At 69.7% G+C, this 3,136-nt stretch carries 3 protein-coding genes; all 3 read right to left on the bottom strand.

All coding sequences use genetic code 11. The features are described from left to right. Positions 1-58 precede the first annotated feature (58 nt). Complete coding sequence (locus AC27IO_RS22190; protein ID WP_284430185.1) at positions 59-541, bottom strand: SgcJ/EcaC family oxidoreductase; 483 nt, start codon at positions 539-541, stop codon at positions 59-61. A 168-nt stretch (positions 542-709) separates the two neighbouring features. Further along, positions 710-1,393 (bottom strand): response regulator transcription factor, encoded by a 684-nt coding sequence (locus AC27IO_RS22185; protein ID WP_284430186.1) that lies wholly within the window; start codon positions 1,391-1,393, stop codon positions 710-712. Beyond that, entirely contained in the window at positions 1,390-3,027 is a 1,638-nt protein-coding gene (locus tag AC27IO_RS22180; protein WP_498740793.1) for a sensor histidine kinase, read from the bottom strand. The genes AC27IO_RS22185 and AC27IO_RS22180 overlap by 4 nt, the downstream gene beginning before the upstream one ends. Positions 3,028-3,136: the final 109 nt, after the last annotated feature.

Here is a 3,136-nt window from a genome sequence, read left to right as displayed (position 1 = left end):
GGGGCCGGCATGCCGGCCCCTGCGCTGCCCGGCGAGGGAGCGCCGGTGGAAAGGCCGCTTACTTGGCAGCCACCGTCTCTGGCATGGCCGAGGAGTGGTGGTGGGCGATCAGCCACTGGCCGTTCACGCGCTCGTACACGTAGGTGTAGCGGGCCTGCACGGTCTTGCCGTCCTTGAAGCGGAACGTGTAGGTGCCCACGTCCTGTGCCACGTTGCAGCCGATGCGGATCTTGCGGCTGTCGATCTTGCCTTGCGGCTCGCTCTTGAGGAACTTCACGAAGTAGTCGCGGATTTCCAGCGGCGTCGTGCGGGGCTGGTTGGACACGGTGGGCAGCAGCACGCCGTCCTGCGCGTAGTTCGCGGTGACCCTGTCCGGGTCCAGCGTGCGCAGCGAGTCGTTCCAGCGGTCGAACAGCGCGGAGATCTGCTTTTCGTCGGCAGGGAAGCAGACCGGCTCACCCTGACCCTGCGCGAAGGCCGGGGCGGAGACGGAGAACAGAGCCAGGGCAGCTGCGGAGAGGGCGGTGTGAAGCGTCTTCATGGGATCCTTTGAGAAAAGTGGGTCAAGCGCCGGCTTTCGCCTGCACTGCATCGCTCACTGCGATACAGGACCTATTCTTCAAGGCGCGCATGAACACGGCCGTTGCAGCCCCATGAAGGGCAGATGACGCAAAAATGAACCGCGGATGAACAGGCGTTCGCCCCGGTGTCACTCGGCCGCGGCGTCCAGCCGGTACCCGAAGCCGCGCACCGTTTTCAGAAGCGAGATGGCATGGCCCTCGTCGATTTTCGCGCGCAGGCGGCGCACGTAGACATCGACCACGTTCGTCAGCGGATCCTCGTTGGTGCCCCAGACATTGGAGAGGATGCGCTCACGGCTGTACACCCGGCCGGGCGCGCTCATGAGCAGTTCCAGAAAGGCCAGCTCCTTCGCGGTCAGCGCGATGGGCTGGCCGGCGCGGGTGGCCTGCATGCGCTCCAGGTCGAGCACCAGATCGGCCACCTGCAGCGTGCTGGCGCGCTGGCGCTGCTCGCGCCCCCGGCGCATCAGCGCCTCGATGCGGGCCAGCAGCTCTTCGAACGCGAAGGGCTTGGTGAGGTAGTCGTCGGCGCCCAGCCGCAGGCCGTTGACCTTGTCCTCGGTGTTGCTGAGTGCGCTGAGCATCAGCACCGGCACGTGGCGCCCTTCGGAGCGCAGTGTCTGGCACAGCTCCAGGCCGCTCAGGCCGGGCAGCATGAGGTCGAGCAGCAGCAGCCCGGGATCGCCGGTGCGCGCCAGGGCCAGGCCGTCCGGGCCGTTGCGCGCCAGCTCCACGCTGTAGCCTTCGGCCTTGAGGCCGCGCAGCAGGAAGTCCGCCACGCGCGGATCGTCTTCGACCACCAGGATGTTCATGCGGTTTCCTCGGGGGACAGGGTTTCGGGGTGGCTGGCCGAAGGCACGGTGATCTGCACCACCGTGCCCACGCCGGGCTGGCTGTCGATGTCGATGCGGCCATGGTGCGCGTGCACGATGGACTGCGCGATCGACAGTCCGATGCCGGTGCCGTCCGCGCGGTGTGCCCGCGCGCGCTGGCCGCGCACGAAGCGCTGGAACACGGCGGGCAGTTCCTCGGCCTCGATGCCGATGCCTTCGTCGCGCACCAGCACCTGGGCTTCGCCGTCGGGGCCGGGCTGGCAGCCCACGCGCACTGTGCCGCCGCGCTGCGAATAGCGCACCGCGTTGTCCAGCACGATCATCAGCGCCTGGCGCAGCCGGTCGGCATCGGCGTTCACCATCAGCGGGCCGCCGGGGGCGGGTGGCAGGGGCTCCACGGCCACGCCGTGCAGTCCGCCCAGCGCGGCGGCCTGCTCCGCCGCATCGGTCACCAGGGCCTGCAGATCGATGTGGCGCGGGCGGATCACCAACTGGTCCGCCTCGGTCCTGGCGATCAGCAGCAGGTCGTGGATCACCTTGGTGAGCTGGTCGACGCCGCCGACGATGCGCTGCAGCGTCTGGCGGTATTCCTGCGCCGGCCGGTCGCCGCCGCGCATCGCGATCTCGGCCTCGCCCCGGATGGCCGTGGCGGGCGTGCGCAGTTCGTGGCCCAGGTCGGCGAACAGCTGGCGCCGGCGCTGGTCCACGCGCTGCAGGGTTTCGTGCGCCACGCTCAGTTCATGCGTGCGGGCCTGCACCGCGTCCTCCAGTTCGCGGCGCGCCGCATCGGCATGGGCGCGGTGCTGCTGCAGCTCCGCCGCCATGGCATTGAAGTGCTGGGCGACGCGGTCGAATTCGTCCTTCGAGCCGGTGGCCACCCGGTGGTCCAGCGCGCCGGCCTGCAAGGCCCGCGTGCCGGCCAGCAGGCGGTCCAGGGGGCGCTGCAGGCGGCGGTTCAGGTGCAGCGCCAGCAGGGCCGCCACGGCGAGGGTGACGATCACCAGCGTGATCGCCTGCTGGCGCAGCACGTCCAGCCCGCGCTCGGTGGCGGCGCGCGCCACGGGAACAGCGCTGCGCTGGCGCTCGATGGCGCCGTTGATGAGCTCGCGCAGGTCCAGGCCGCGCGCCATGTCGAACGTGGCGTTCAGCTCTTCCCACACCGCAGGGAAGTCGGCCCCGGGCTCCAGCGGCTGCAGCTGCGCCAGGCGGGCCTCCACGGCCTGGATGTTGTCCTCCAGCAGCTCCGTCACGCGCACGAGCTGCGGCACCTCCTGGGGCATGGACATGCCCTCGCGGTGGGCCAGTTCGTGCCACAGGGCCAGGTCGCGGCGGGCCAGCTCCGCCAGGGCGGCCGCGCTTTGGTGCATGCGTTCGAGCAGCCGCTCGCGCACCTCGGGCACGGCATTGGCGTTCATCAGGCGCTGGGTGGCCCACACGCGCAGCCGCTGCTTGTTGGCCGACAGGTCCAGCAACTCCGAGAGGATGTCGCTGGCCAGCCGGCTGTGCTGGGCGTAGTCGTTGACGCGGTGGGTGCCCCAGTACACGAACGCGGCCTGGATGCATACCAGGGCCACGAGGGCGGCGAATGCCAGGGAGAGTCTTGCGCGGTACATGGGGCCGTCGGAGTGCGAAGGGCCTGCATTATGTTCCGTGCCGGGTGCCGGCAACCTGCCAGGGGCCAGGCAGCCGGATCCCCCGGTTGCTATGAAAATAATAGCTACA

The organism is Acidovorax sp. KNOB132, from assembly GCF_057541515.1.
Note: the sequence above shows the minus strand (reverse complement) of the source record. Positions and strands in the feature narration are given on the sequence as shown.

Coding starts and splice junctions, on each gene's coding strand:
- AC27IO_RS22190 (WP_284430185.1), bottom strand. CDS start 541: ATGAAGACGCTTCACACCGCCCTCTCCGCAGCTGCCCTGGCTCTGTTC.
- AC27IO_RS22185 (WP_284430186.1), bottom strand. CDS start 1,393: ATGAACATCCTGGTGGTCGAAGACGATCCGCGCGTGGCGGACTTCCTG.
- AC27IO_RS22180 (WP_498740793.1), bottom strand. CDS start 3,027: ATGTACCGCGCAAGACTCTCCCTGGCATTCGCCGCCCTCGTGGCCCTG.